General features: G+C 64.6%; 17 protein-coding genes. 14 read left to right on the forward strand and 3 right to left on the reverse strand.

The features are described 5' to 3' along the window. The first annotated feature begins 22 nt into the window (after positions 1 to 22). The 6 genes from CKW37_RS00230 (at position 23) to cprA (ending at position 7,789) form a co-directional block, all read left to right on the forward strand. Positions 23 to 1,246 carry an MFS transporter gene (locus CKW37_RS00230; protein ID WP_095153423.1) on the forward strand — a complete coding sequence of 408 codons (1,224 nt, stop codon included), beginning with the start codon at positions 23 to 25 and terminating at the stop codon, positions 1,244 to 1,246. 69 nt (positions 1,247 to 1,315) lie between these two features. Then, on the forward strand, positions 1,316 to 3,124 hold the full coding sequence (locus CKW37_RS00235; RefSeq protein WP_095153424.1) for an ABC transporter ATP-binding protein/permease: 1,809 nt from the start codon (positions 1,316 to 1,318) through the stop codon (positions 3,122 to 3,124). Positions 3,125 to 3,313: 189 nt separating this feature from the next. Further along, positions 3,314 to 4,564, forward strand: a complete 1,251-nt coding sequence (locus tag CKW37_RS00240) for a capsule biosynthesis protein (RefSeq protein WP_095153425.1) — start codon at positions 3,314 to 3,316, stop codon at positions 4,562 to 4,564. Further along, complete coding sequence (locus CKW37_RS00245; protein ID WP_095153426.1) at positions 4,561 to 5,298, forward strand: glycosyltransferase family 32 protein; 738 nt, start codon at positions 4,561 to 4,563, stop codon at positions 5,296 to 5,298. The genes CKW37_RS00240 and CKW37_RS00245 overlap by 4 nt, the downstream gene beginning before the upstream one ends. A gap of 4 nt (positions 5,299 to 5,302) precedes the next feature. Then, positions 5,303 to 6,268: a polysaccharide pyruvyl transferase family protein gene (locus CKW37_RS00250; RefSeq protein ID WP_095153427.1), complete on the forward strand. Its 966-nt coding sequence runs from the start codon at positions 5,303 to 5,305 to the stop codon at positions 6,266 to 6,268. A 390-nt stretch (positions 6,269 to 6,658) separates the two neighbouring features. Beyond that, positions 6,659 to 7,789, forward strand: a complete 1,131-nt coding sequence (gene cprA / locus CKW37_RS00255; protein ID WP_095153428.1) for a cationic peptide resistance protein CprA — start codon at positions 6,659 to 6,661, stop codon at positions 7,787 to 7,789. A 50-nt stretch (positions 7,790 to 7,839) separates the two neighbouring features. Here the strand turns inward: cprA and CKW37_RS00260 are convergent, their stop codons facing one another. Further along, complete coding sequence (locus CKW37_RS00260; RefSeq protein WP_177454382.1) at positions 7,840 to 9,171, reverse strand: diguanylate cyclase; 1,332 nt, start codon at positions 9,169 to 9,171, stop codon at positions 7,840 to 7,842. Between the two features lie 177 nt (positions 9,172 to 9,348). Then, positions 9,349 to 10,566 carry an MFS transporter gene (locus CKW37_RS00265; protein WP_095153430.1) on the reverse strand — a complete coding sequence of 406 codons (1,218 nt, stop codon included), beginning with the start codon at positions 10,564 to 10,566 and terminating at the stop codon, positions 9,349 to 9,351. 206 nt (positions 10,567 to 10,772) lie between these two features. On the opposite strand from CKW37_RS00265, the gene CKW37_RS00270 reads away from it, so the two are divergent. Then, the gene (locus tag CKW37_RS00270; protein WP_095153431.1) at positions 10,773 to 11,693 is read left to right on the forward strand and encodes a LysR family transcriptional regulator; all 921 of its coding nucleotides are present in this window, start codon (positions 10,773 to 10,775) and stop codon (positions 11,691 to 11,693) included. Positions 11,694 to 11,729: 36 nt separating this feature from the next. Here CKW37_RS00270 and CKW37_RS00275 read toward each other — a convergent pair whose 3' ends face one another. Next, positions 11,730 to 12,647: a LysR family transcriptional regulator gene (locus tag CKW37_RS00275; protein WP_095153432.1), complete on the reverse strand. Its 918-nt coding sequence runs from the start codon at positions 12,645 to 12,647 to the stop codon at positions 11,730 to 11,732. 111 nt (positions 12,648 to 12,758) lie between these two features. Between CKW37_RS00275 and araD1 the strand changes: the two genes are divergently transcribed. The 7 genes from araD1 (at position 12,759) to CKW37_RS00310 (ending at position 22,705) form a co-directional block, all read left to right on the forward strand. Beyond that, positions 12,759 to 13,757: an AraD1 family protein gene (gene araD1 / locus CKW37_RS00280; RefSeq protein ID WP_095153433.1), complete on the forward strand. Its 999-nt coding sequence runs from the start codon at positions 12,759 to 12,761 to the stop codon at positions 13,755 to 13,757. A gap of 73 nt (positions 13,758 to 13,830) precedes the next feature. Continuing rightward, positions 13,831 to 15,150, forward strand: a complete 1,320-nt coding sequence (locus CKW37_RS00285; protein ID WP_177454383.1) for an MFS transporter — start codon at positions 13,831 to 13,833, stop codon at positions 15,148 to 15,150. Positions 15,151 to 15,179: 29 nt separating this feature from the next. Then, the gene (locus CKW37_RS00290) at positions 15,180 to 16,733 is read left to right on the forward strand and encodes a UxaA family hydrolase (RefSeq protein ID WP_095153435.1); all 1,554 of its coding nucleotides are present in this window, start codon (positions 15,180 to 15,182) and stop codon (positions 16,731 to 16,733) included. 33 nt (positions 16,734 to 16,766) lie between these two features. Continuing rightward, positions 16,767 to 18,338 (forward strand): aldehyde dehydrogenase (NADP(+)), encoded by a 1,572-nt coding sequence (locus CKW37_RS00295; protein WP_095153436.1) that lies wholly within the window; start codon positions 16,767 to 16,769, stop codon positions 18,336 to 18,338. Between the two features lie 285 nt (positions 18,339 to 18,623). Next, positions 18,624 to 19,082 (forward strand): (2Fe-2S)-binding protein, encoded by a 459-nt coding sequence (locus CKW37_RS00300; RefSeq protein ID WP_095153437.1) that lies wholly within the window; start codon positions 18,624 to 18,626, stop codon positions 19,080 to 19,082. After that, entirely contained in the window at positions 19,082 to 21,340 is a 2,259-nt protein-coding gene (locus CKW37_RS00305; RefSeq protein ID WP_095153438.1) for a xanthine dehydrogenase family protein molybdopterin-binding subunit, read from the forward strand. Before CKW37_RS00300 ends, CKW37_RS00305 begins: the two co-directional genes overlap by 1 nt. 12 nt (positions 21,341 to 21,352) lie before the next feature. Continuing rightward, positions 21,353 to 22,705 (forward strand): cytochrome c, encoded by a 1,353-nt coding sequence (locus tag CKW37_RS00310; RefSeq protein ID WP_095153439.1) that lies wholly within the window; start codon positions 21,353 to 21,355, stop codon positions 22,703 to 22,705. Positions 22,706 to 22,712 lie beyond the last annotated feature (7 nt).

Here is a 22,712-nt window from a genome sequence, read left to right on the forward strand (position 1 = left end):
CTTGTCACTCACGGAGAACACGATGTCCTCGGTATCCGATACAGGCGCGGTGCCCGCGCCTGGGTTGTTCGGCACGTTTTGCCTGAGCAGCTACCTGCTTTCACTGTCCTACGGCACCACCTTCCTGCTGGCAAAGATGCTCAGTGCCCATGGCGGCAGCGAGTCCGACGCCGGCTCGGTCATTTCCGTGGCGATGCTCAGCACCTTCCTTGCGGTGATCTTTTCCGGGCACCTGACCGACAGGATGGGCGCGCCGAAAGCCATCGCAACCGGCGCGGTCTTCCTCGCCGCCGCCTGCCTTGGCTTTGCCCTGGTGCCCGGCGGCGGCACCGCGCTCTTGCTGTTCGGCCTGTTGCTCGGTTTTGGCTGGGGCGTTTTTTACACCCTGGGGCCGATCATCGTCGCGATGATCATAGAGCCGGCGCGTCGGGTTAAGTACTTCGCCCTGCTGTCGGGCAGCATGATGACCGGCATCGGCACCGGCCCCCTGGTCGGGCGACTGTCGGAAGCGCTGGGGTATCCAGTGGCAGCGGCCTTTGTTGTCGCGGCGGTGGCAAGCCTGCTGGGCGGCGCCCTGTTCCTGCTGATGGGCCCGCGGATTCGGCAACAGCAAGCGAATCTCGGGCCGGTGGTGGTGTGCCGGATCACCCCCGCCGCGGCACGCTCGGTGCTGGGCTCCAAAGCGGCCTTCGCCATTCTCATGGTGGGCCTGGGCGGTGCGATCTTCGGTGGGCTTTCCAGTTTCCAGACTTCATACGCCACGCTAAAACATCTCGATTACTCGTTGTTTTTCCTTGGTTTTATGTCCGCCGCAATTTCCTGCCGGCTGCTGATCGCCGGGTTTATCGTCAAGCGCGATCCTTACCGCACCGCCTGCGTGCTGACCGCATTGATGGTGGTCTCGGTGCTGATGTTCATGTTCCTGGTCGACAGTGCCGCCACCTATTTGCTTGCCGCCGTCGTCCTCGGCGTCGGCTACGGCCTGACCTATTCGGTGATCAACGGCCTGGCCGCCAATGAAGCACCGGTCGGTCATACCGCACAGTCGCTGCTGCTGTTCAGCCTTGCCTATTTCGTCGGGGTTTTCGGTTTTCCGTTGCTGGCCGGCTCGATCATCGTCCACGCGGGCATGCCGGCGTTGTTGCAACTGGTTCTGCTGATTGCTCTGATCAATTGGGCGATTACCCTTGGGCGACTGGTGTGGCGAAGCCAGCGTGGCCAGATCGGCCCGCCTTTGCGTCATTAAAGATTCCTTCACCCATCCCACGCCGCGACTCATCTACGCTCAGCTCAAACTTTGCGTGGAACTCCGCCGATGGAAATGGACTGGCATCAAGCATTGCAGGAGAGCCTGCGCTGGCTCGCGATCGCGTCACTCATCACCTTCATCTCGCTCGCGGTCTGCGCCACGCTGGTGGTGCGCTTTACCCGTTGGGGCCAGCAGTTCTGGCAGATCGCCGGGCCGTACCTGCGCCCGCGACACAGTTGGCGGCCGATGCTGGTGTTCAGTCTGCTGCTGTTGCTGACGCTGTTTGCAGTGCGCCTGAACGTGCTTTTTTCCTTCTGGTACAACGGCTTCTACAGCGCTTTGCAAGGACTGGATGAAGTGGCGTTCTGGTATTTGCTCGGGGTGTTCGCGGTGCTGGCGACCATTCATGTGCTGCGCGAACTGTTCACCTATTACGTGACCCAGGCCTTCAGCATCCGCTGGCGCACCTGGCTCACCGAACGCCTGACCCGTGACTGGATGGACGGCGATGCCTATTACCGCGGCCAGTTTCTGGAGCACCCGGTCGACAACCCGGACCAACGTATCGAACTGGACGTGAATACCTTCGTGACCGGTTCGGTGACGCTCACCCTGGGCGCGGTCAGCGCGCTGGTGTCGTTGGTGGCCTTCACCGCGATTCTCTGGGGCCTGTCGGCGCCCTTGACGGTCGCCGGCGTGGAGGTGCCGCGCGCCATGGTGTTCGCGGTGTACGTCTATGTGCTGGTCGCCACCTGGATTGCGTTCAAGCTCGGCAAACCGCTTATCCGCCTCAACTTCCTCAACGAAAAGCTCACCGCCAACTTCCGCTATGCGCTGATGCGGCTGCGCGAATACGCGGAAAACGTGGCGTTCTATCAGGGTTCGACGATCGAGCGGGACACCTTGCTCGGCCGCTTCATGGCCTTGATTGGCAATGTCTGGGCGCTGGTGTTCCGAAGCCTGAAGTTCGATGGTTTCAACCTGTCGGTCAGCCAGGTGGCGGTGGTGTTTCCGTTCATTCTCCAGGCTCCACGCTTTTTCAGCGGGGCGATCAAGCTGGGGGACGTGATGCAGACGTCCCAGGCCTTCGGCCAGGTGCAGGATTCGCTGTCGTTCTTCCGCTCGTCCTACGATGCCTTTGCCCAGTACCGGGCGACGCTGGACCGGCTTACCGGATTTCTCGATGCCAACGAACAGGCCCGGGAATTGCCGCAGGTATTGCGCGTGAACCAAGCCGAGGCTCTGGAGATCCGCGCTCTGCAGGTGCTGCGCCCCGATGGCCATCACCTGCTGGACAACCTCAACCTGCGCCTCGCCCCCGGCCAGTCATTGCTGATCAAAGGCCCTTCCGGTTGCGGCAAGACCACCCTGCTCCGCGCCGTCGCCGGACTCTGGCCGTATGCCGAAGGTGAAGTGCGTTGCCCGGGCGGCACGGCGGCGCTGTTTCTGTCGCAGCGGCCTTACCTGCCACTGGGCGAACTGCGCACCGCCGTCGCCTATCCGGCCACCGGTTCGCCGACCGACGACGAGCGCCTGCGGCAGGCCTTGCGCCAGGTCAATCTTGCGCATCTCGCGGACAAGCTGGGTATCAGCGATGACTGGGCGCGCATTCTGTCCATCGGCGAGCAGCAGCGCCTGGCGTTTGCCCGGGTGCTGTTCAATCAGCCACGGATCGTGTTCCTCGACGAATCGACGTCCGCCATGGACGAAGGCCTGGAGCACGCGCTCTATTCGCTGCTGCGCGAGCGCATGGGCGACAGCGTGCTGGTGAGCGTCGGCCACCGCGCGACGCTCGCGGGGTTCCATAGCCATCATCTGGAGCTGGATGGCAACGGGGCGTGGAAGGTCCACGAAATGGCGGAAAAAGTGGACTAACACAACCGCCCGCCGGGCAAAGACCGAAGCTTAACAATGGATTGCGCGATGCTTGGCATTTTGAAAAGCGGAAGTCCGCAATGTCTTATCGGCAGCGCTGTAATTTACTTAAACCTTACTTAGCACTGACAAAATTGGATCCCGGACGCTGTTAGCATTTTTTGGTCAATAGCAAGCTAAGCAACTTCGATGACCAATCAAACCACAGACCTCTGGCAAATCCGCGCCCGCCAGCTCGACGCCTATCGCTGGGCACTCTGGCGTGAACGTTATGGGCTGATCGGCGCAGCCGTGCGGGTCGTGCGTGATGCGATCCTCGATTTCAAGTACGGCATCGGCGCGCGACTACGCGCGAGCACCGCCCCGGACAGCGCTGCCAAGCGAATACTGGTGCTTCACGGCTCGCCGAAACTGCTGGCGCAGCGGCGCAAGAACGGGCTGATCAAAGCGCTGCGCGAGCGCGGTCACGAAGTGGTCGAAGCCGCCATCGAGCCGCTCGACGTGGCCATCCGACAGAAACTGCTGTATCGCCCATCGGCCAAGGTGCCACTGCGTTACTACGCCCATGCCGCCTACGCCGAATGGCTGGCGCGGCATCACCAGCCGGGGCTGGTGCTGAGCGAGCGGCATGGCAGCCTGGTCACCCCGTTTCTGCGCTTGTCCCTCAATGCCCAGGACAAACACCTGGCGCAACTGGCCCACGCCACCACCGTCGAGCGTTCGCGCCGGTTGAGCATGACCGACTACGACTACTACCTGCTGTTCGGGCAGAGCTCGCTGGCGGCGCTGCAACGCCGGACGCTGCGCTTCGGCACCACCCAGGCCATTCTCACCGGGTCCTACCTGATCGATCAGCGCTACGACATGCCGCCGGCCACCAAGGACCCGCACGTGCTGGTGCTGGGCGTGGGCCCCGACAAGGAAAAGCGCCCCGGCTATCAGCGCACCTACGCGCTGATCCGCGACTGGGCGGCCCGCCATCCGGACGTTCCCGTCAGTTTCAAACCGCACCCGCGAAGCCCGATGACGTTCTGGAAAGACGCCTCGGCAGCGCCGTCGAACCTGCGCCTGCTGTCGCCGGACATGCCCCTGGCTGAGGCGCTCGAACAGAGTTCCGTGGTGCTCAGCATCATGTCCAACGCCGCGCTGGAGGCCAGCCTGGCGAGCCGTCCGGTCATCTACATCAACACCAGCGAGGACGAAGACGACCTCGAACAGACCCGCTTCTTTGGCGAGTGCGTGACCAGCCTGGAAATGCTCGACGACCGTCTCGCCTGGCTGTGCGGGCACTACCAACAGGCGCTGCGCAGCGCCCGGGCATTCGCCGACTACCACCTCGCCCACGGCGTCCACGGCCAGCGCAAGACCGCCGAGGCCATTGACCGCCTGATCCACGGGCAGCCACTGCCTACCACTCGACTGGAAGGAACCCTGGGGTGATCGCCAAGAAAATCCACTACTGCTGGTTTGGCGGCAAACCGATGCCCGTGCTGGTACGCCGTTGCCTCGCGTCCTGGGCCTACCACCTGCCGGACTACGAACTGGTGCGCTGGGACGAAAGCAACTTCGACGTCTACAGCCATACCTTCACCGCGGCGGCCTATACCGCCAAACGCTATGCCTTCGTCGCCGACTACGTGCGCATGCAGGTGCTGCACCGTGAAGGCGGCATCTACCTGGACACCGACGTCGAGGTGCTGGGTGCGTTCGACGACCTGCTCGACAACGATTTCTTCATCGGCCTGGAATGGGACGACCGCTTCGGCACCTCGGTGATAGGCGCCGCGCCCGGCCACTGGCTACCCAACGCGATGCTTGGCTACTACGACCGGCAGCGCTTCGACGAAACCCGGCTTTCCAGCCTGGTCAACGTCAACGAGGTCAGTCGCCTGCTGCTTGCCAAGGGTTTTGCCGGCGTCGAGCACGAGCAAGTGATCGGCTGGGATCGGGTATTCCCGGTCGGGGTCTTTGCCGACCCACGCCATCAGGCGCCAGTTGGCATCCAGCCCGTCGCCCGGCACCTGTACGCCGGAAGCTGGCGCAATCGAGAGCGCAAAAGCGCGCTCAGCCGCACATGGCGCGCACTGCGCAAAGCGCCGGGCAACCTTGGCCATGGCCTGCAACTGTGTCGCTACACGGTAGCCGCCCGGCTTGCCCAAGCCTTTGGAGAGTGAACCCGTGAAAGCCGTTTTTGCCACAGGCAGCGCCAATGTGGGCGACGAATTGAACGAATGGATCTGGCCCGCCCTGCTCGGTGACGTCCAGCAGAAAGGCGCTGCGGTACTGGGCGTCGGCACCTTACTGAACGAGCACTTCTGCCGTCGTGTGGCGGATGCGCGAAAGATTCTGGTCATGGGTTCCGGCGCCGGATACGGCCCGGTCCCCGCCCTCGACGAACGCTGGAGTTTCCATGCGGTGCGCGGCCAGCGTACCGCGCGGGCGCTGGGGCTCGACCCGGACCGGGCGGTGGCGGATTCCGCCTACCTGCTCGCCAGCCTGGACTGGGCGTCCCTGCGCCAGTTGCACGGCGAGGTAGTGGTCGTGCCCCACCATCGTTCGCTGCGTTATGTGGATTGGCAGCAGGTTTGCGAACGCGCCGGGGCCCGTTTCGTATCGCCGCTGCTACCGGCGGCGCAGTTCATGACAGCAGTGGCCGGCGCGCGGTTGGTGCTGACCGAAGCCATGCACGGGGCGATCCTCGCGGACATTGTTCGAGTGCCCTGGCAAGGCTTCGCCTTTGGCGGCCAGTTCAACACCGAAAAGTGGCTGGACTGGGCGGAGATGTTCGACCTGGATCCCCAGGTACGCGCCCTGCCCGGCTTCTACGATCCGGACCGCTTCAGCGAGGATCGCCCGCTGCGCTACCACGTCGGCAAAGTGCTCAAGGTGCACCTGAGCCGGATCGGCCTCGGCCGCGAGAAGTGGAAACGCATAACGCTGCCGTCATTCCGGGCGCACGCCGCAGGCAGACGGCTCGCCCAGCAATTGCGCGCGTTGGCGCAGACGCCAGGGATGCTCAGCACGGATGCTGTGCTGGCCCAGCGGGTGGATCAGCTTTATGAGCGGGTTGACCAATTGCGTGCCGAATTGAATGCGCAGCCCGTGGGTCGATTGACGGGTGACCCGCTGCTCTTTTTGCGCTGAAACAAGGGTGGAGTACATTTGTGCTCCAGTCAGATCCCACTGGGATGAATAAGTCCGCAACAAAGACACCCCACAGCAATTAACCCCCGCCCCTGTCATCAAACCGTTATTAAAATTCTTTCATCGGTTTGACACTTTCGTTAATTGAAACGGCCCGAAGTTACCGCAACAATAACTCGCCGCCCCTTCCCGGGTGAAAACGCCACAGGCCACACGGCCAGCGCCGCTCCGTCAATCAAGACCCTGCCGACCTCGACTCAAAGTTCTCGAGGCGAACGGTTTCGCGCGGCCGAAAGTTTCAACCAACCTCAATCCAGGTTAATCCAGAAGTTCCCGGCGCAATGTGTTCGCCATGAAACATGGGTAACCCGCTTATCAACTGGTGAACATATGACTTCGAATACGACCCTGGAACGCATTCTGCTGACCGGCGCCACCGGTTTCCTCGGTGGTTCGGTAAGCGCCCAACTGATCGCCGAGGGCCAAGGCGCCAACCTGTCGTTTCTGGTGCGCGCCGAAAGCCGCGAACAAGGCCTGCAACGTCTGCGCGACAACCTGCGCCAACACGGCGTCAGCGAAGCCGCCAGCCTGGCGCTGGAGCCCGCGCAAATCATCTGCGGCGACTTCCTCGACACCACCTGGCTGCCCCGCGAAACGCCACGCCTGATGCAGATCGACCGTGTGATCAACTGCGCCGCAGTAGCGTCGTTTTCGAAGAACCCGACCATCTGGCCGGTGAACGTCGAAGGCACCTTCGCCTTCGCCGAGGTCATGAGCCGTTCCAAGCGCCTCAAGCGCTTCCTTCACGTCGGCACCGCGATGTGCTGCGGCCCGCAACAGGCCTCGCCGATCAGCGAGTCCTGGGTGTTTCCCGAAGCGCGCGAGCAACTGGTGGACTACACCGCGTCCAAGGCGGAAATCGAACGGCGCATGAGCGCGGAATTGCCCGGGCTGCCGCTGGTGGTCGCGCGGCCGTCGATTGTCGTGGGGCACCGGACCCTCGGCTGTCAGGCGTCCGGCAGTATTTTCTGGGTGTTCCGCATGGGCTTTGCCCTGGAGAGTTTCACCTGCGGATTGGAGGAGCAGATCGACGTGATCCCCGTCGACTACTGCGCCGAAGCGCTGATCGGCCTGACGCTCAAGCCAACCCTGGAACACGACCTCTACCACATCTCCGCCGGGCATCAGGCGGCCTGCACGTTCGCCGAGATCGACGCCGCCTTTGCCCAGGCCAACGGCGCGGCGCCGGTGGGCGAGCGCTACCGCAAGATCGGCGTGGACGACCTCAAGCAACTGGCCGGCGACTTCGAGTCGCGCATCGGCCCGGCCAACCCGCGTCTGGTCCTGCGGGCGTTGCGCCTGTACAGCGGCTTTGCCGACCTGAACTACCTGTTCGACAACAGCCGGCTGATCAATGAAGGGATTGCCATGCCGCCGCGCTTCACCGACTACCTGGACGTGTGCGTGCAGTCGTCCAGCGGCGTAAGCATCGCCACGCAGATGCAAGCCGACTTCAAGTAACGCCCAGCTTCAGCGCGCGGCCTTGCGCTGCGCGCCGAAGATCAACCGCCTCAGGCGATCTCGTCGAACGCCACCACCCGATTGCGCCCGCCCTGCTTGGCCTGGTACATCGCCTGGTCGGCCTGGCGCAGCAGATGCTGGTAGTCCGGGTGACCGTTGTACGTCGCCACGCCGATACTCACCGTCACCCGATGCTTCCTGCCGTCGGTGAGTTGCAGTTTTTCCTCTTCGATCTTGCGGCGCAGTTTCTCCGCGACTTTCAGCGCGTTGTTGTCGTTGATGTCCACCAGGATCATCAGGAACTCTTCGCCGCCCATGCGGAACACGTAATCGCCCGCGCGGCTGTGGCTGCTGAGGATTTCCGCGGTCTGCTGGAGAATCATGTCGCCGGCGTCGTGGCCGAAGTTGTCGTTGATCGACTTGAAATGATCGATATCGATGGACAGTACCGAGAAGCGCTGCCCGGTCTTCTGCGCAATGGTGATTTCATTGCCGATCACCACTGGCAGGAATTTGCGGTTGAGCATGCGCGTCAGCACGTCACGGCCGCTTTCCAGTTCATTCGCGGTGTTGAACAGGCTGTCGAGGTTGAACATCAGGCTCTTGGTCTGATCGCGAATGTCCCGCAGCAGGCCCATCCGCGACGTTTCCGAGGCAGCCAGGAACATCGGCAGAAGCACCTCGTCCATGTTGCGGATGATCTGCAGGATCTGGTTGCTCTCATCGGTGTTCTGGAAGGCGTAGGCGCCTTTGTGACGGAACCACAGGCCGAAATCCGAGGCCGCCAGCCGGGGCAGGTTGACGCCGTTGGAGCCCATCACCAGGTCGAACATCAGGCTGTTTTCCCAATCGAGCAAGGCGCCGCGCTGGCGTTCGCGCTCGGTGGTGATGTTCTGCAGCACCGAGAACAGCCGGTAGCCTTCTTCGTTGCGCGAGTTGCGGTCATGGGAGCGGGAATAGGCGTGGCTCATGATTTCCATGGCCAAGTCCATGCTTTCGCTGGCCAGGTGCAGCGCTTGCGCCCGGTCTTCCACAGGCCAGTCCTGCTGGATGATCAGTTGGAACAACTGCTTTTTCAGGTTGCGCGCACCGCTCAGCACCAGGTGCAGCGGGACGTCGATGCGCGCGTGAACTTCGCCGACCTGCTTTTGCAGGGCCACCAGGGGCAGGAAGTCACCCTCGGCGGACGCCGAATAGACCTTGACCAGCCAGGCCTGCATCGAACTGCCGAGGCGGTTCTTGACCTCCTCGTGGGACAGGATCAGCGAGGCGTTGGGGTCCGCCAGCATGTGTTCATAGAAGCGCGCGGCAAGGGTGACCTTGTTGCTTTCGACCAGGCTCTTCAACGATTGAATGAGTGCGCCGGGAAAATGCGCAACCATGTTGTGCCATTCCCTGGCTTGTATTTCTGGAGCGACGCTGGGCATGTGGGGCCTATTTTCAGTTCAGCAAAAAGCGTGCTGGCGAACCGTACCGCGTCCGCCAGCGGGGCATTCTATTGCACGAAGACCCTGAAAGTCTTTGAACTGAAGCGGCTAAAAGGCTTTTGGCCATCCCCGTCAGTGACGGGCCGCCCCACCGGCCCGCAGCATGAACTTCAGCAGCGCCAGCCCCGGCAGGATCGCCGACAAGACCACGAACGCTGTCCAGCCGAGGGTTTCGTAGAGCGGGCTGGCAATCAGCGAGCCCAGTGCGCCGCCGACGAAAATGCTGGTCATGTACACCGCATTCAGCCGCGCCCGGCTGTGCGGATCCAAGGCATAGACTTCGCGCTGGCCGAGCACCATGTTCAGTTGCACCGCGAAATCCAGCAGCACCGCGGTGACCACCATCCACCACCACCCTGCCCCCGGCAACGCCCCGGCGAGCAAGGCCAATGGCGCCAGCAACAAGGCGATCAGGGTACCGCGCTGGACATGCCCGGCGTCCGCCAGACGGCCAGCGATGGGCGCGGCAATGGCGCCGACCGCGCCGACCAGGGCAAACAGCGCGATGCCGTTCTGGCTGAAACCGTGCTGCCGGATAAGCTCGATCGGCGCAATGGTCCAGAAACTGCTGAAACTGGCGAACAGCAAACCCTGATACAGCGAGCGCTCACGCAGCACGCCATAACGACGGGCCAGGGTGAACACCGAACCGATCAGCGCCGGGTAACTGACCCGATGCGCCGGCACCCGGCGCGGCAACAGCCAGCCCATCACCAGCGCCATCACCACCATCAGTCCGGCCGCGCTGAAGAACACCCCACGCCAGCCGAACGCTTGCGCAAGCGTGCTGGCCAAGGGACGGGACAGCAGGATGCCCAGCAGCAGGCCGCTCATGATGTTGCCGACGACCCGGCCACGGGATTCCTCCGGCGCCATGTGCGCGGCCAGCGGCACAAGGATCTGCACCGCTACCGAGGTCAGGCCGATCAGCAGCGAACAGAGCAAGAACAGCGAAGGCGTCTGGCTCAACGCCGCCGCGGCCAGGCACACCGCCGCGGCGAGGGTGAAGGTCACCAGCAGCCGGCGATTCTCCAGCAAGTCCGCCAATGGCACGAGGAACAGCAGGCCCAGGGCGTAACCGAACTGAGTCAGCGACACGATCAGGCTGGCGTGGGTGGTGGACAGGCCAATGGACGGCGCGATCATTTCCACGATCGGCTGCGCGTAGTAGAGGTTGGCGACCACCGCGCCACAACAGAAGGCGAGAAACACCACCAGGGCCGTGGGCAGCGCCGGCGTGGCACTGGCGGACTGGCTGATGGAAGTGGTAGCTGAATTGCCGGAGGACATTGATGACACCTCATCAGGGTGAATCGGGAGTAAGGACGCCAGCGTAGAGCGCGGCGGCAACCGAGAGAATCCGTCTGTCGGGCAACGCAGCGTTGCGTATTACGCAACGATTAGCGTGAGGCCAAGGTTAACTTCGCTTGACGATCCATGCTCAGGCTACAGAAGATGCGGAACATTTCGTTGCGCAGAGCGCAATAGGGACAATCATGGACAGTTTCGCGGCGCTCAACGCTTTCGTCGCCACCGTGGATGCCAGCGGCTTCGCCTCAGCCGGGCGGCAGTTGGGCATGGTCACCTCGTCGGTCACGCGCCAGGTGGATGCCCTGGAAGAAAAGCTCGGTACGCGGCTGCTCAATCGCTCGACCCGCGGGGTGACGCTCACCACCGCCGGAGAAGCCTACTACGAACATGCCGTGCGGTTGCTGGCGGATCTAGAGAGCGCCAACCTGGAAGCCAGCGAAGCGCAGGGTCCGCCCCGGGGTCAACTGCGCGTCAGCCTGCCGGTGGCCTTCGGGCAGTTGCATATTTCCCCGGCGCTGCCGGCCTTTCTCGCGCGCTACCCCGGCATCACCCTGGAACTGCTGCTGTCCGATGACGTGGCGGATTTGGTCGAGCAGCGGCTTGACCTTGCGATCCGCCTGGGCAGCGTGAACTCGCCGGATGTCGTCGCCCGGCGCCTGGCGCCGCATCACCGACTGCTGTGCGCCAGCCCCGAGTACCTGCGGCGCCATGGCGTGCCACGCACCCCGTCCGACCTTGCCCAGCACGCCTGCCTGACCTTCGCCTACACCCGCAGCAACCACCTCTGGCATTTCACTGGTCGCAGTGAAGAAAGCGTGCGGGTCAGCGGTCCGTTGCGGGCCAACAACTCATTGGTGCTGCGTGAGGCCGCGCTGAATGGCATGGGCTTGCTGCTGATCGCCGACTGGCTGGTGGGCAAGGACATCGACGCCGGCCGGTTGCAGATCGTGTTGCCGGAGTGGAAGGCCCACGTGAACAGCGAAGACAGCGGCGTGTATGCGGTGTACCTGCCGAATCGACGCAACTCGAAGAAAGTGCGGGCGTTCGTCGAATTCTTCGCCGAGCATTTTGGTGAGCCGCCGTATTGGGGGCATTCCGCTGGGTGATGTGTTGCTTGCCAGCGATGCGCCTGTCGTTGCCCGTCAAGCCATCAAAATACCAATCAACACCTGCGTCGGCCCGCTCAACTCGACACCCCGCCGCGTCACCACTTCATACGGCTCGCTGCGCGACAGCAACTGCAGCGGCAACTTCACCAGCATGCCGTGCTCCACCGCCACCTTGGCCACATCCCACGGCATCACCGCGAGCAATCCCGTGTCCTGGCGCAACAGCGACAAGGTGGTGAAGGTGGATGAGGTTTCGATCGGGTACTGCGGAAAGTTCAACCCGGCCTCGCGGAACTCGCGTTCCAGGGTCAGGCGCAGGGGCATGTTCACCGGGAACACCACCCAGCGCGAATCCGCCAGTTGCGTAAGGCTCAGGGTTTCGCTGCCGGCCAACGGGTGCGTCGGGTTCGCCACCAGCACCAGTTGTTCCTGATGCTTGACCCGGCTGTCGTAGGCGTCCGGCCGCCGGCTGACGCTGGTCCGGCAGATCACCACGTCCAGCCGGCCCTGGTCGAGCAGGCTGAGCAGGCGGTCGCTGGTGTCCTCGACCACCGTCACCGACAGGTCCGGCTGGCTTTCGCGCAAGTGCGCCAGGCCCTCCACCAGCATCGGCACGGCGCCCATGATGGTGCCGACCGACAAGCGCCCGCCATGGCCTTGGAGAATCCCCAGCATTTCTTCGCGCAAATGCGCCAGGTCGGTATTGATCAGGCGCGCGTAACGCACCACGCAACGCCCCAGGTCATTGGCTTCCAGGCCCTTGCTGGTGCGCTCGAACAGCACCGCGCCGAGGGTCGATTCGATTTCGTTGAGGGCTTTGGTCGCACCGGGCTGGGTGATGGACATGGCCTCGGCGGCTTTGTGGATCGAGCCCAGTTCGTCGAGGCTGATAAGCAGGCGCAACTGACGCAGGCGCAGGCGTGAAGCCATGGAACTCAAGGAAGGCAGCATAGGGGATCACTAAAAGTTATCACGGGGTAAACAGCTCTCATTAGGCAGCATCGCCCGGGAAAATTAAAGTGGCCCTCAGACGATCCTCCACAAGAACAAACAGGAGCCCTCATGCGCCTGATCCAATTCGAGACTGCACAAGCCAAACGCCATGTTGGCGTGGTCGAAGGCGACCTGATCCAGGTTGTGCGCAATACCTCCCACATGCGTGAACTGGCCCTCGCCGCCATCCGTAACCAGCGCAGCCTGAGCGCCGAGGTTCTGGAGCGCGGGCTGGACAGCAGTACTGAAAGTTATTCCCTGGTTCTGGCCGAGTGCCGCGTGCTGCCGCCGCTGGATCACGAAGACCCGGCTCACTGCCTGATCAGCGGCACCGGTCTGACCCACCTGGGCAGCGCCTCGACCCGCGACAAGATGCACCAGCAGAAAATCGATGACGCCGCCGCCCTGACCGACACCGCGCGGATGTTCCAGTGGGGCATCGACGGTGGCCGTCCCGCCGCCGGCACCGTGGGCGCGCAGCCAGAATGGTTCTACAAGGGCGACGGTTCCACGGTCGTCCGTCCGGGGCAGGCATTCCAGAGCCCTGTGTTCGCCGAAGACGCCGGCGAGGAACCGGAACTGGCCGGCCTCTACGTGATCGGAGATGATGGCCAGCCTTACCGCCTGGGTTTCGCCGTCGGCAACGAGTTTTCCGACCATGTCATGGAGCGCCGCAGCTACCTGTACCTCGCCCATTCGAAACTGCGTAACTGCTCGTATGGCCCGGAATTGCGGGTCGGCGAGCTGCCCCGCCACCTGGAAGGCACCAGCCGGATTCGCCGTGGCGACACCGTGTTGTGGGAAAAACCTTTTCTCAGCGGCGAAGACAACATGTGCCACTCGCTGGAGAACCTGGAGTATCACCACTTCAAGTACGGCCAGTTCCTCCGTCCTGGCGACGTGCATATCCATTTCTTCGGCACCGCGACCCTGTCGTTCGCCGACCAGATCAAGACCGTCGAAGGCGATGTGTTCGAGATCAGCCTGAGCGAGTTCGGCGCGCCACTGCGCAACAGCGTTGCCCGTGCCGCCGAGCCGCTGGAACCGGGCGCCGTGAAGCCTCTCTGACCCGGCGCATGTGAAGCAGGCGCAGGGAGGCGCCGCCCCGGCATTTCATAACAACCATAAGAGTGAGATGAGCATGAAGAACAGCCCCTATCCGGCGGCCCCCTCGCCCGCCCTCGCCGCCACTGACAGCGCTCGCCCGACCACCGTGCGCTGGCGCATTTTCCTGATCCTGCTGTTGCTGGCGGCGATCAACTACATCGACCGCGCCTCGCTGTCGGTCGCGCTACCGCTGATTTCCGCCGAGTTCGAACTGACCCCGGCCCTGGAAGGCCTGATCCTCAGCGCCTTCTTCTGGTCCTACGCGCTGATGCAGATCCCCAGCGGCATGCTGCTGGACCGCTTCCAGGTGCGCAATATCGTCGGTGTCGCCACTGTCGGCTGGGGTGCGTTCCAGGCGCTGGGCGGTTTCGCGCACAACTGGATCACCCTGCTGATCACCCGCATCGGCCTGGGTGTCGCCGAGTCGCCGATCATGCCCGCCGGCGCCAAGCTCAACGGCGCCTGGCTGACCCCCAACGAGCGTGGCCGTGGCGCCACCCTGGTGGACGGCGGCGCGCCGCTGGGCACCGCGTTCGGCGCGATCATCATTGCCGGCCTGATCACCTGGTTCGATTCCTGGCGCATCGCCTTCTTCATCGCCGGTGTCGGCACCGTCGTGGTGGGGATCTGGGCCTGGTGGTACATCCGCAACCACCCGAGCGAACACCCGCAAGTCAACAAGGCCGAGCTGGACTACATCACCCAGGCCAACGACGCCGCGAGCAAGAACAACGGCAACCGCAAGGCCGTGCTCAAGGAACTGCTGAAAAGCCGTTCGGTGCTGTGCATGTTCGCCGGCTACGCCTGCTACAACAGCGTGTTCTACGGCCTGCTGACCTGGATGCCGAGCTACCTGCACCAGGCCCACAACCTTGATATCAAAGCCATGGGTGGCGCGACCTTCCTGATCTTCATGTGCGGCTTCGTCGGCGAACTGATCGGCGGCTGGGTCGCCGACAAATGGAAAACCAATGGCGGCCAGCCAAACACCGTGATGCGCAGCATGTTCGCCGGCTCCGCCGCCGTCGCCGCGCTGTGCATCCTGTTGGTGGCCTACACCCCGGATGCCGCGCGGGTCATCGCCCTGCTCTGCGTCGCCCTGTTCTTCATCCGCTGGTGCGGCATGTACTGGTGCCTGCCGGCAATCCTCGGCGGCAAGTCCAAGGCCGGCGTGCTGGGTGGCAGCATGAACTTCTGCGGCAACATGGTCGGCGTCATCGTACCGATCCTGATCGGCCTGATCGTGCAGTTCACCGGTTCCTACTTCCTGGCCTTGATCTTCTTCGTGGTCATGGCTTTCGGCCTGATGCTGTTCTCCGGCCTGATCGACTATCGCGAGCGCGGGCTGGCCTGAGCCCCCGCTGTATTTCTGAGGTAACCGCCATGCAACTCATTACAAGAACAGGCAGTGAAAGCGCTGCCAACGCCGTGATCCGCCTCAACCCGCTGGACGACGTGCTGATCGCCCGCCAACCGCTGCCCGCGGGCCTGGAACTGGAAGAAGGCCTGCGCGTACTGGCGCCGATCCCGGCCGGGCACAAGGTCGCCGCCCGCGCCATCGCCGCCGGCCAGCCGCTGCGCCGCTACGGGCAGATCATCGGCTTTGCCAGCCAGGCCATCGCCGCCGGTGAACACGTTCACGTACATAACCTGGCGATGGGCGACTTCGCCCGTGATTACGCCTTCGGCGTCGATGCCAAGGGCGTGCAGGCGCCGACCGGCGACACCTTCATGGGCATCGTCCGCGCCGATGGCCGGGTCGCCACGCGCAATTACATCGGCATCCTCACCTCGGTGAACTGCTCGGCGACAGTGGCCCGCGCCATCGCCGACCATTTCCGCCGCGACATCCACCCCGAAGCCCTGGCGGCCTACCCGAACGTCGACGGCGTGGTCGCCCTGACCCACGGCGTCGGCTGCGCGGTGGACCCGGGCGGCGAAGCCCTGGCCATGCTGCAACGCACCCTCGGCGGTTACGCGGTACACGCCAACTTCGCCTCGGTGCTGATGATCGGCCTGGGCTGCGAAACCAACCAGATTCCCGACCTGCTGGCGGCCCAGGGCCTGGAAAGCAGCAACGCCCTGCGCACCTTCACCATCCAGGGCACCGGCGGCACCTCGAAGACCATCGCCAGCGGCATCGCCCAGGTCAAATCGCTGCTGGCCGAGGCCAACCGCGTCGAGCGCGAGCCGGTCAGCGTTCGCCACCTCACCGTCGGCCTGCAATGCGGCGGCTCAGACGGCTACTCGGGCATCACCGCCAACCCGGCGCTGGGCAACGCGGTGGACCGCCTGGTGGCCGCCGGCGGCACCGCGATCCTCTCGGAAACCCCGGAAATCTATGGCGCCGAGCACCTGCTGACCCGCCGTGCAGTCAGCCAGCAGGTCGGCGAGAAACTCATCGCCCGCATCCAGTGGTGGGAAGCCTACTGCGAGCGTATGGGCGCCGAGTTGAACAACAACCCGTCCGCCGGCAACAAGGCCGGGGGGCTGACCACCATCCTGGAGAAATCCCTCGGCGCCGTGGCCAAGGCCGGCTCCAGCGATCTGGTCGACGTCTACGAGTACGCCGAGCCGGTGCGCGCCCACGGCCTGGTGTTCATGGACACCCCCGGCTACGACCCGATCTCCGCCACCGGCCAGGTCGCCGGCGGCGCCAACCTGATCGCCTTCACCACCGGCCGCGGCTCGGCCTACGGCTGCGCGCCCTCGCCGTCGATCAAGCTGGCGACCAACACCCGCCTCTGGGAAACCCAGGAGGAAGACATGGACGTCAACTGCGGCGGCATCGCCGACGGCAGCATGACCATCGAAGAGCGCGGCGAGCACATCTACCGCCTGATGCTGAGCATCGCCTCGGGCGAGCGCAGCAAGAGCGAACAGCACGGCTACGGGCAGAACGAATTCGTGCCGTGGCAGATCGGCGCCATCACCTGATTTCCTTGTTTTTACCTGATTACGGAGACCCCAATGACCTCGATCCTCGGTCACAACTACATCGGCGGCCAGCGCTCGGCCCAAGGCGACACCTGGCTACACAGCCTCGACGCCAGCACCGGCGAGCCGCTGCCGCACCGGTTCAGCCAGGCCACCGAGGCGCAAGTGGATGCCGCGGCCAGGGCGGCCAGCGCCGCCTTCCCGATCTACCGCAACCTGAGCGCCGCCACACGCGCGGACTTCCTCGACGCCATCGCTGACGAACTCGACGCCCTGGGCGACGACTTCGTCGCCACCGTATGCCGCGAGACTGCGTTGCCTGCCGGGCGGATCCAGGGCGAGCGCGGTCGCACCAGCGGCCAGATGCGCCTGTTCGCCAAGGTCTTGCGCCGCGGTGACTTCTACGGCGCACGCATCGACCACGCGCTGCCCGAGCGCCAGCCGCTGCCGCGCCCGGACCTGCGTCAATACCGCATCGGCGTCGGCCCGGTTGCGGTGTTTGGCGCCAGCAACTTCCCGCTGGCGTTTTCCACCGCCGGCGGTGACACCGCTTCCGCGCTGGCCGCCGGCTGCCCGGTGGTGTTCAAGGCCCACAGCGGCCATATGGCGACAGCCGAATGGGTCGCCGATGCGATCCTGCGCGCCGCCGAGCGCACCGGCATGCCAGCGGGCGTGTTCAACATGATTTATGGCGGTGGCGTGGGCGAATGGCTGGTCAAGCATCCGGCAATCCAGGCCGTGGGCTTCACTGGTTCGCTCAAGGGCGGCAACGCCCTGTGCCGCATGGCCGCCGAACGGGCGCAGCCGATCCCGGTGTTTGCCGAGATGTCCAGCATCAACCCGGTGATCCTTCTGCCGGATGCCCTTCAAGCCCGTGGCACCACCATCGCCCGCGAACTCAGCGGCTCGGTGACGCTTGGCTGCGGCCAGTTTTGCACCAATCCCGGGCTGATCCTCGGCCTGCGTTCGCCGGCGTTCAGCGCGTTCATCGAACAGTTCGCGGCGCACATGGCTGACCAACCGGCGCAGACCATGCTCAATGCCGGCACCCTGGCCAGCTACCGCAAGGGGCTGGAGCATCTGCACGGTCACTCCGGCATTCGGCATTTGGCCGGCGCCGTGCAAACCGGCACGCAGGCGCAACCGCAGTTGTTCCAGGCGGATGTCAGTCTGCTGCTGAACGGCGATGAGCTGTTGCAGGAAGAAGTGTTCGGCCCGGCCACGCTGGTGATCGAAGTCGAAGATCAGACGCAACTGAGCGCCGCCATCCAGGCCCTGCGCGGGCAACTGACCGCCACGCTGATCGGTGAGCCGGACGAACTGCGCACCTATGGCTGGCTGAGTGAGTTGCTGCTGGAAAAAGTCGGTCGGGTCTTGCTCAACGGCTATCCGACCGGTGTCGAGGTCTGTGATGCGATGGTTCACGGTGGTCCGTATCCGGCCACCTCGGATGCCCGTGGCACATCGGTTGGTACGCTGGCCATCGATCGTTTCCTGCGGCCGGTGTGTTTCCAGAACTACCCCGGTGAGCTGCTGCCTGCCGCGTTGCAGGATGCCAATCCGCTGGGCATTCCGCGCCTGGTGAATGGCGAACACAGCCGCTAGGTAGCGTTGAGTTCGGAGCTGGGGCTTAGCCGTCCGAGACGGCGAGCTGCCGGCCCCTATCGAGTCGACAATCTCGCAACATTGTCTCCCCTTCAAAATCTCCCCAAACCTCCTCCCTCAAGCGGGCTTGCGCCAGCCATGGAATACCGTTCGGTTCCATGAGCTGGATGCAGCGAATGGCTTTTGCAGCCTTGTGCTAGCGTTTCTGGTTTGGGCCACGCGCCTGTGCGTGGCACCTGCCTATAAGAAAACCAAGACATCAACCGACTGATTAGCAGGTGAACCATGGAGCTACGAATCAACCAGAAGACCTTTCAGGTCGAGGCTGACGCCGATACGCCCCTGTTGTGGGTGATCCGCGACGACCTGGGACTGACCGGGACCAAATACGGCTGCGGACTGGCCCAGTGCGGGGCCTGTTCGGTTTTGGTGGACGGCAACGTGGTGCGCTCCTGCGTCACCCCGGTGGCGGCGGTGAGCGGGCGCGAGGTGACCACCATCGAAGCCATCGAGGCCGACGAGGTGGGCAAGCGCGTGGTGGCGGCCTGGGTCGAACACCAGGTGGCCCAGTGCGGTTACTGCCAGTCCGGGCAAGTAATGGCGGCGACCGCGTTGCTCAAGCACACGGCGAAACCGAGCGATGCGCAGATCGACGCGGCCATGGTCAACCTGTGTCGCTGCGGCACCTACAACGCCATCCATGCCGCCGTGCATGACCTGGCCACGCAACAGGAGAATGTCTGATGAACACACCCATCGACGCTCCCGAAGCATTGACTGCCCTGCTCAAGGGCGAACCGGTCAACCTGTCGCGCCGGGGCTTCCTGCTGGCATCCGCCGGCACCGCGGTCGGCGCTCTGGTCATCGGTTTCGGCCTGCCGCTGGGTTCGGCCAGGGCCCAGGCTGCTACCGCCGTGGCCCAGGAGCGCGGCACCCAGGTGCCGGCCTTCCTTGAAATCCGCCCGGACAGCACCGTACGCCTGCTTTGCCCGTTCATGGAAGGCGGACAAGGCACCTACACCGCCATGGCGCAGATCGTCGGCGAGGAACTGGACGCCGATCCCGCCACCTTCCTCGTCGACAGCGCGCCGCCGGGCGACGCCTATGTGGTGATGGAGAACGGCATGCGCATTACCGGCGGCAGCATGTCGGTGCGCATGAGCTACCCGACCATGCGCCGTCTCGGCGCCCTGGCCCGGGCCATGTTGCTGCAGGCCGCAGCCGAGCGTCTCGGCGTGCCGGTGAGCGAGCTGTCCACCGAGCCCGGCAAGGTGCTGCATTTGGCTTCAGGCCGCTCGCTGGCCTACGGCGAACTGGCCGAACGCGCCATGGACCTGCCGGTGCCCGACCCGGCCAGTGTGCAACTGCGCGACCCCAGCCAGTTCCGCTGGATCGGCAAGCCGGTGCGCCGTGTCGATGCCTACGACAAGTCCACCGGCAAGGCGCAGTACACCATCGACATCAGGCTCGACGGCATGCTCCATGCCGCGGTGCAACACGCGCCGCGCCTGGGCATGACGGTCGGCGAGCTGCGCAATGAAGCGCAGGTCAAGGCGATGAAGGGCGTGCATTCGGTCCATCGCCTGCCCGGCGCGGTCGCCGTGGTCGCCGAACGCTGGTGGCACGCCAAGCGTGCGGCCGAAGCCATCCAGGTCGACTGGCGAGAAGCGGTCAGCGACGGCAAGGTCCGGGCGATGCCCGCGGACTTCTCCAGCGATGCCTTTCGCGAGCGCCTCGCCGCCGAACAAGGGTCGGCCCGGGATGATGAACACGAGGGCGATGTCGCCGGCATCCTCGCCACCGCCAAGACCACGGTCGAGGCCACTTATCACAACCAATACCTCAACCACGCCCAACTGGAGCCGCCGTCCGCCCTGGCACGCTTCAACCCCGACGGCTCGCTGGAAGTCTGGCTGCCCAACCAGGCGCCGGACATGTTCCGCGCCGACATCGCCAAACGCACCGGCCTCGATCCCGCCCGGATCACCCTGCACTCGCCGCTGCTGGGCGGCTTTTTCGGCCGGCACTTTCTCTACGAGTCCGCCAATCCGTACCCCCAGGCCATCGAGCTGGCCAAGGCGGTCGGCCGCCCGGTGAAGCTGATCTGGAGCCGCGAGGAAGAATTCCTGCGTGATGTGCTGCGCCCGATCGCCGCGGTAAGGTTCCGCGCCGCGCTGGATGGCGACGGGCTGCCGCTGGCCATCGAAGCGATCAGTGCCACCGAAGGGCCCAGCGAAGCCCTCGCCGGCAAGCAGGGCGACAAAATCGACCCCACCGCCCTGGAAGGCTTGTCGGGCAAGTCCTACGCCATCCCCAACAAACGCATCGCGCAGCGCTACGTTCAGGGGCCGGTGATGCTCGGTTACTGGCGCTCGGTGGGCAATTCCCTCAATGACTTCTTCTACGAGGCCTTTCTCGACGAACTGGCCGACAAGGGCGGCAAGGACCCTTATGAGCTGCGCCAGCACCTGCTGCGCGACAACCCGCGGCTGACCAACCTGCTGAACGCGGTGGGCGAACTGTCCGGTGGCTGGAAACGCGGCCCGTTTACCGCCGAGGACGGCAGCCGGCGCGCCCGCGGCGTGGCCATGGCCTCGCCATTTGGCTCCGAGGCTGCGGTAATCGCCGAAGTGTCGATCGAGAATGGCCAGGTCAAGGTGCACGACATCTGGCAGGCAATCGATCCGGGCAGCATCGTCAATCCGGCGATCATCGAGGCGCAGGTCAATGGCGCCGTGGCCCTGGGCCTGTCCCAGGCGCTGCTGGAAGAAGCGGTGTTCATCGACGGCAAGCCACGGGCGCGCAACTACGACCTGTACCCGATCCTGCCGCCGTCGCGCATGGCCAAGGTGCATGTGCGCATCATCGAGAGCGGGGCGAAAATGGGCGGCATCGGCGAACCACCGTTGCCGGCGGTAGCGCCCGCAGTGGCCAACGCGGTAGCGCGGCTGACCGGGCAGCGCATTCGCAGCATGCCCCTGAGCCGCTACACCTTCACCTGACGGGGAACGCCCATGACTCGCAGCCGATTCGCAAGAACCGCCGGCTGGCTGGTGCTGCCGTGCCTTGTCGCGGCGGGCCTGCTGGCCTGGTACGTCAACCGCGAGCCCGCCTCGCCGTTCGACGCCGCGCCACGCGCTGACGCCAGTGCCGATGCGGCGCTGGTCAGCCGTGGCGAATACGTGGCGCGCCTGAGCGATTGCGTCGCCTGCCACAGCCTGCCGGACGGCGCGCCATTCACTGGCGGGTTGCCGATGGCGACACCGCTGGGCGTGATCCATGCCACCAATATCACCCCCGAACGGGAGACCGGTATCGGCGGCTACAGCCTCGCCGACTTCGACCGCGCCGTGCGCCATGGCGTCGCGCCCGGCGGTCGGCGTTTGTACCCGGCCATGCCCTACCCGTCCTACGCCAAGCTCAGTGACGACGATGTCCGGGCGCTCTATGCATTCTTCATGCAAGGCGTTCGGCCGGTCAGGCAAGCCAACCTTGCGGGGAGCATTCCCTGGCCGCTGAACATGCGTTGGCCCATCGCTCTATGGAACGGTGTGTTCGCCGCGACCAGCCCCTACGCGGACAAACCCGCACAGGACGCGCAGTGGAACCGCGGTGCCTACATCGTCCAGGGGCCCGGCCATTGCGGCAGTTGTCATACTCCCCGCGGCCTGGCGTTCAACGAAAAAGCCCTGGATGAAACCGGCAAGCCGTACCTTGCCGGCGCCCTGCTCGACGGCTGGTACGCGCCGAGCCTGCGCGACGATCACAACACCGGGCTGGGGCGCTGGAGCGAGGCCGATATCGTCCGGTTCCTCAAGACCGGGCGCAATCAGCATGCGGTGGTCTACGGCTCGATGACCGAGGCCTTCAACAATTCCACGCAGTTCATGGGCGACGATGACCTGGCAGCGATCGCCCACTACCTGAAATCGCTGCCCGGCGATGCACAACGCGACGGCGCACCCTGGCAATACCAGGCGGTGTCCGCCGCACAGCACCTGGACAATGCCGGCGCGCATACCTACGTGACCCGCTGCGCCTCCTGCCACGGCCTCGACGGCAAGGGCCTGGCCGAGTGGATGCCGCCGCTGGCCGGGGCGACTTCGGCGCTCGCCCGCGAGGACGCCTCGGCGATCAATATCACCCTCAATGGCTCGCAACGGGTGGTCGCCGCCGGGTTGCCGGATGCCTACCGCATGCCGGCGTTCCGCGCGCAACTGACGGACCAGGAAATCGCCGATGTGCTGAGTTTCATCCGCACCACCTGGGGCAACCAGGGTGGCAAGGTCGAGCCCCAGGCGGTCGGCAAGCTGCGCGGTCACACCGATCCGGCCAGCAGCAGCCCGATCATTCTGCAGATGCGCTGAGGAGGTT

The organism is Pseudomonas sp. Irchel 3E13 (genome assembly GCF_900187455.1).
Lineage (GTDB): Bacteria > Pseudomonadota > Gammaproteobacteria > Pseudomonadales > Pseudomonadaceae > Aquipseudomonas.